We start from the raw sequence: 6035 nt of genomic DNA, 5'->3' as shown, positions 1-6035 counted from the left end.
AAGCCCGCGCTGGTCGGCATCGAGGACATCGAGCGGCTGTCCGGCGCCGTGCTGGCGCGCCGGCCGATGGGCAAGGACGCCGTGCTGTTCCGTGCGGGCGAGCCGATGCGCTCGGTCTTCGTCGCCCAGAGCGGTGGCTTCAAGACCGTGGCGATCAACGAGGCCGGCGACGAGCAGGTGATCGGCTTCTATTTCCCCGGCGAGCTGATCGGCCTCGAAGGCTTGCGCGACGGTCGTTTCAGCACCGACGCCGTGGCGCTCGAATCCGCCCAGGTCTGCGAGGTGCCGCTGCCGGCGCTGGAGCGGGTCGCGACGCAGCGCCTCGAGTTCCAGCGGCAGATGATGCGCGCGCTCGGCGAGGGCATGGCCCGCCACCAGGACCATCTTGAACTGCTCGGTCGCAAGCAGGCGCAGGAGCGGTTGGCGATGTTCCTGCATGGCCTGTGTGAGCGGCAGCAGCGGCTGGGGCGCGATCCGACCCGATTGCACCTGCCGATGAGCCGTTCCGACATCGGCAGTTACCTGAGCCTCGTGATCGAAACCGTGAGCCGCGGCCTGTCGAAGCTGCAGGACGAGGGCGTCATCGCCGTGAAGGGGCGCCACCTTGAAGTGCTCGAGCCCGAGCGCCTCGCGAGCATCGCGCACGGCGAGGAAGGCGACGGCGAGCGCTGCGCCGGCCGTCGCTGAGCGCGGCGATCAGCCGGCGAGGCTGCGGCAGCCCAGCGCCGCCAGCGCCGAGTGCAGCATCGGTAGCGAGACCAGCCAGGGCGCGGCGAGCGTCAACACGCCGCTGCTGCCGATGGCGATGGCGCCGATCGTCCGCCAGCGGGGTGTGTCGAGCCCGAGCCGCGCGCCGCTCCAGCCGAGGCTGGTCATCAGCGGCAGCGTGCCGAGGCCGAACGCGCCCATCAGCAGGGCGCCGTGCAGGGCATCGGCTTCGAGCCAGGCGGCGGTGAGCACGGTCGCCGAGAAGCCGCAGGGCAGCCAGCCCCAGAGCAGGCCCAGCAACCAGGGCCGCAGCGGCCCGTCGCCCGGCAGGCGCGCGCGCAGCGGAGCCAGCCAGCGCCAGATCGGCAGGGCCGGCAAAGTCGCGGCGAAACGCGGGCGGGCGATGCGCACCGCGGCCAGCAGCAGCACGAGACCGACGCCGGTGCGCAGCGCGGTGCCTAGGCCATCAATGTCGAGGATGCCGAGCAGGCCGCCGCCGAGGCCGCCGACCAGCGCACCGGCCGCGACATAGCCCAGGACGCGCCCGACGTTCGTCGCGACGGCGCGATAGGCGGCGCCGGACGCCGGGCCGGCGCTGCCGAGACCGACGGCGATGCCGCCGCACATCGCGCCACAGTGCGCGCTACCGAGCAGGCCGGTCAGCAGGGCGGCGCCGAGCACCAGCAGGTCAATCGGCATCGCGAGACGCGTCCGGGGTCGATTCCGCGGGGCGGGACGGCGGGGCGCGCTCGTCGCCGAGGATATCGAGCGAGGGCGTGTCGAGGTCTTCGAACTGCCCGCTGCGCACCGCCCAGGCGAACACCGCCAGCGCCAGGCCGACCAGCAGCAACGAGATCGGCACGAGGAACAGCAGCACGTTCATGGCGCGCCGCCCTCGAGGCCGCGGCCGATGCGCCAAGCGTTCGCGGTGACGGCCAGCGACGACAGCGCCATGCCGAGCGCGGCGAGGCCGGGGCCGACGATGCCGAGGGCGGCCAGCGGCAGCATCAGCGCGTTGTAGGCAATGGCCCAGACGATGTTCTGGCGCACGATCGCCTGCGTCTGGCCGGCGAGGCGCATGGCGTAACGCAAGGGCTCGAGGCGCGAACCCAGCAGCACGAGGTCGGCCTGTCGCTGTGCCAGGGACGCGCCACTCGCCATGGCCGCCGACACGTCCGCCGCGGCGAGCACGGCGGCATCGTTGACGCCGTCCCCCACCATCAGCACTCGGTGCCCGGCAGCCTGCAGCGTCCGCAGGGCGGCGAGCTTGCCCTCCGGTGACAGACGCGACTGACGATGGGCGGCGTCGATGCCCAGCCTGCCGCCGAGCGCAGCCACGCGGGCCTCGGCATCGCCACTGAGGATCCGCGGCGCCATGCCGTCCCGCGCCAGGGCCGTGACCGTGGCCGCGGCATCGTCGCGGGGCGCGTCATCGACGTCGAAGCGCGCTTCGAGCACGCCCTCGCGGGACAGCCAGAGTCCGCCGTCATCCGCAGCTGCCGCGGGGTCCACGAAGCACCGGCGGCCGAGGCGCCAGAGCGCGCCGTCGATCCGGCCCTCCACGCCTTCGCCGGGGTGAAGCACGACCGCGTCCGCGGATCGCCCCTCGGGTGCCGCACCGAAAGCCTTGGCCAGCGGATGGGCGACGCCGACTTCGAGGTGGGCAGCGATACCGCGCAAGGTTTCCGCATCCCGCCCCGCGAGCGATTGGATCTCGAGCAACTGCGGTTCGCCGCGGGTCAGGGTGCCGGTCTTGTCGAAAGCGACGCGATCGATGCTCGCGAGCCGCGGCAGGGCGTCCGGCCCCAGCGCGAGCACGCCGCGGGCCAGCAATCGCGATTGTGCGCGTGCGATGGCGGCGGGCACGGCCAAGGCCAGCGCGCAGGGGCAGGTGGCGACCAGCACCGCCAGCGTTGCCGGGAAAGCGTTGCTCGGCTCGACCAGCCACCAGGCCACCGCGACCATGGCCGACAGCACGAGCGTGGCCGCGACGACGCGCCGCGCGATGGCTTCCGCCCAGCCGGCCATGGCCGGCCGTTGCTCGCGCGCCTGCGCGACCTGCCGGGCGACCTGCGACATCGCGGTGGCGGCGCCAACGGCCGTGGCCCGCATGCGCAGCGTTCCGGCGTGTACGTGGCTGCCGGCCAGTACCGCATCGCCGTGGCGACGGCGGAGCGGCGTCGATTCGCCCGTGAGCAGGGCCTCGTCGACCCAAGCGTCGTCGCCGACGACCGTGCCATCGCAGGGCAGGGCATGCCCGGTGCCGACCTGCACGAGGTCGCCGATCGCCAGTTCGCGGGCCGGAACCGCTTCGAGCCGGTCGTCCTGCAGGCGCCAGGCCATGGCCGGCTGCGCGCCGGCGATGGCGTCGAGTCGGGCGGTGTTGGCGTCGCGCAGGCGGGCTTCGAGGAAACGCGCCGCCAGCAGGAACAGCACGAACATCACAGCGGCGTCGAACCACACCTGCGGGCCGCCGCGGAACGTCTCGAACAACGAGCCGGTCCAGGCCAGCAGGATGCCGCCGCCGATCAGGGTGTCCATGCCCGGCAGTCGCATCCGCCACTCGGACCACATGCCGCGGAGGAAGGGGGCGCCGGCGATGAACACCACCGGGGCAGAAACGGCGGCCGTCACCCAGCGGAAGGCGTCGCGCGTGGCCTCCGGCATCTGGTTGGCGGTGTCGAGGTAGAGCGCTTCGGAAAACATCATCGCCTGCAGCGTGCCGAGCCCGGCGATGCCCAGCGCGATCAGTTGGCGACGGCGTTCCCGGCGTTGTTCCGCGTCGCGCGCCGGCGAGGCCAGCAGGGCCGGTCGGTAGCCGAGCCGCCCGACCCGCTGCAGCAGGGCCGAAAGCGGCGTCCGCGCCGGGTCCCAACGAAGGTGGAGGCGGCCATCGACGGCGTTGGCCCGAACGTCGAGCACGCCGGGGGCCTGCCGCAGGGCCTTGTCGACCAGCCAGGCGCAGGCGGCGCAGTGCATGCCGCCGAGCGCGAGCCGGATGGCCCGGCCACCGTCCGCTGCTTCCGAATGGGCCTCGAGCATCTCGGCGCGGTCCCAGTCGCCGTAGTCGTCGGCCGCTTCGACCCGCGGGCCGGGTGCGCTGCGCCAGCGGTAGTAGTCGCCGAAGCCTTCCGAGGCGATCCACGCCGCTGCGCCGGCGCAGCCCTGGCAGCAGTAGGCGTGCTCGACGCCGTCAACGGTGCCGTGGACGACATGGGTGGCCGTTTCGCCGCAGTGTGCGCAGGCCGTCGCCGACGCGGCGACGGCGTCGCGCCTCACCGTGGCCTGGCCGTCAGCCGGGGCCATCGCCGATGCCGGGGTTCGCGGGATCGTCGCTCGCCACGGCGGGTGCGAGATCGATGCTTCGGGCGCCCCGCGGCCAGCGCGCGACCAGCCGCCATGCGCCGTCGGCCGGGGCCAGCGACACCCGCCAGCCCACGTTCGGGTCGAAGGCCAGCGCCTGCCACGCGCCGTCGGCCGGGGCCAGCGCGAGCGCGACGTCCTGCGCGGCGTCCAGCGGGTGCTCAAGGTGCAGGCGCAGATCCGCCCCGCGGTCGAGGCGAGGCACCACCACCCGCAGTTGCGGCCCTTCGAGGGATAGCTGCCCGCCCAAGTCGAGCCGTCGCGCGGCGGCGTCGGCGGCGAGGTCGACCTGCTGCACCTGGGCGGTGCGGCGGACCGGGTCGCCCACGGTGTCGAGGCCGCCCCGGCCGATAATGGCCAGCGTGGCGACGCCAGCAGCCAGCGTGGCCACCGGCAGGCCGATGAGCACCAGCAGCACGGGATTTTTCGCTTTCAGGGGCATGGCGGGCGCAAGGAAGGCCCGAGGAACCGGGCAGGAACGGCGCCAGTGTGGCCGACACCGCCCCGGCCGTGTTTGCGTTCGATCAATCGCCCCCTGTCATCGATGGCAAATCCTTGACGCAACCCCCTGTGGACGCCGTCGTGAGGTCGTAAGCTGGTGACGATGATCAAGCCCGTTCCCATCAGCCGCGCGCGCGCCGGCATGTGGTTCCACCGCCTCGGCGGTTCGGGCTTGCACCACGCGTTCGTGAAGAACGGCTTCCTGCTCGAAGCGCGCGATATCGCGGTGTTGGCCGAAGGTGGCGTCGAAGAACTGATCATCGACACCGACAAGGGCTTCGATGTCGAGGACGACGGCACCGCCGACGCCCCGACGGCTGCCGTCGCAGCCACGGAGGGTGATGCCGCCGAAGGCGATGCCGTGGCAGCGACGCAGGACGCCCCGGGCCCATCCCCGGTGCCAGCCGGCGATCGGTCGGAAGAATCAGAGGACGCCCGCGAGGCGCCCGCGGAGGCGGTGGTCGATGCCGTCGCCGCGCCGGTGGCCCCGCCCGTGGCCGCTCCGCTGGTGCCGCGCGAAAGCATGGACCAGGAGCTGCATCGCGCTCGGCGCATCTGCCAGGACAGCAAGGCGCAGGTGGTCGCGCTGTTCAACGACGCGCGCCTCGGCCGGGCCATCCAGCCCGAGGCCGTCATGCCGATGGTCGAGGAGATCAACGATTCGGTGAGCCGGCATCCCGATGCCCTGCTCAGCGTCGTGCGCCTGAAGAACCACGACGAATACACCTACATGCACTCGGTGGCGGTCTGCGCGCTGATGGTCTCGCTGGCGCGTCGGTTGGGCCTGCCGGAAGAGCAGGTCCGCGATGCGGGCGCGGCCGGGATGCTGCACGACCTCGGCAAGGCCGCGATGCCGCTGACCGTGCTGAACAAGCCCGGCGCGCTCAGCGACGACGAATTCAAAATCATGAAGGCGCATCCGGTGCGCGGGTACCACATGCTCGTGCAGTCGGGCAGCGCGTCCGAAGCGGTTCTGGACGTGGCCCTGCACCACCACGAGAAGTTCGACGGCAGCGGCTACCCGCACAACCTCAAGGGCGATGCGATCGGCCTGATGGCGCGCATGGGCGCGGTCTGCGATGTGTATGACGCGATCACTTCGAATCGGCCGTACAAGAAGGCCTGGGGCCCTGCCGAATCGCTGCAGCGCATGGTCAGCTGGAAGGGGCACTTCGACGAGTCGATGCTGAAGGCCTTCATCCGCAGCGTCGGCATCTATCCGGTCGGCGCGCTGGTGCGGCTCGAATCCGATCGCCTCGGCGTGGTGCTGGAGCAGGGCGAAAGCTCGCTGCTGGCGCCGAAGGTGCGGGTGTTCTTCAACGCCCGCAAGCGCGAGCCGGTGTTCATCAAGGACATCGACTTGGGCGCGCCGGACTGCGGCGACCGCATCGTCGGCCTCGAATCGGCCGACAAGTGGAACTTCCCGAACATGGAGAGGCTCTGGCTGTCGCAGTAAGCGCGGC

6 protein-coding genes are annotated in these 6035 nt (G+C 72.2%); 2 read left to right on the top strand and 4 right to left on the bottom strand.

Annotated elements, in window-relative coordinates; translation table 11 throughout:
* Nucleotides 1–687 (top strand): helix-turn-helix domain-containing protein (locus ACIQ6S_RS13030; protein ID WP_397608735.1); only part of this gene is annotated, 687 nt, incomplete at its 5' end.
* Nucleotides 688–696: 9 nt separating this feature from the next.
* On the opposite strand, the gene ACIQ6S_RS13025 is transcribed toward ACIQ6S_RS13030, so the two are convergent.
* Genes ACIQ6S_RS13025 through ACIQ6S_RS13010 form a run of 4 tightly spaced genes read right to left on the bottom strand, consistent with a single transcriptional unit; the run spans nt 697 to nt 4513 of the window.
* On the bottom strand, nt 697–1407 hold the full coding sequence (locus ACIQ6S_RS13025; RefSeq protein ID WP_397608734.1) for a sulfite exporter TauE/SafE family protein: 711 nt from the start codon (nt 1405–1407) through the stop codon (nt 697–699).
* Nucleotides 1397–1591 carry a cbb3-type cytochrome oxidase assembly protein CcoS gene (ccoS, locus tag ACIQ6S_RS13020; protein ID WP_397608733.1) on the bottom strand — a complete coding sequence of 65 codons (195 nt, stop codon included), beginning with the start codon at nt 1589–1591 and terminating at the stop codon, nt 1397–1399. The genes ACIQ6S_RS13025 and ccoS overlap by 11 nt, the downstream gene beginning before the upstream one ends.
* Nucleotides 1588–4014, bottom strand: a complete 2427-nt coding sequence (locus tag ACIQ6S_RS13015; protein ID WP_397608732.1) for a heavy metal translocating P-type ATPase — start codon at nt 4012–4014, stop codon at nt 1588–1590. Before ACIQ6S_RS13015 ends, ccoS begins: the two co-directional genes overlap by 4 nt.
* Nucleotides 4001–4513, bottom strand: coding sequence for a FixH family protein (locus tag ACIQ6S_RS13010; RefSeq protein WP_397596376.1), 513 nt, complete (start codon nt 4511–4513; stop codon nt 4001–4003). Before ACIQ6S_RS13010 ends, ACIQ6S_RS13015 begins: the two co-directional genes overlap by 14 nt.
* Nucleotides 4514–4675: 162 nt before the next feature.
* Between ACIQ6S_RS13010 and ACIQ6S_RS13005 the strand changes: the two genes are divergently transcribed.
* Nucleotides 4676–6028, top strand: a complete 1353-nt coding sequence (locus tag ACIQ6S_RS13005) for an HD-GYP domain-containing protein (protein WP_397608731.1) — start codon at nt 4676–4678, stop codon at nt 6026–6028.
* Nucleotides 6029–6035: the final 7 nt, after the last annotated feature.

The organism is Silanimonas sp. (assembly GCF_044377035.1).
Taxonomy (GTDB): Bacteria; Pseudomonadota; Gammaproteobacteria; order Xanthomonadales; family Xanthomonadaceae; genus Silanimonas.
The sequence above is the reverse complement of the archived record's forward strand: the minus strand, read 5'-3'. Positions and strand labels throughout refer to the sequence as shown.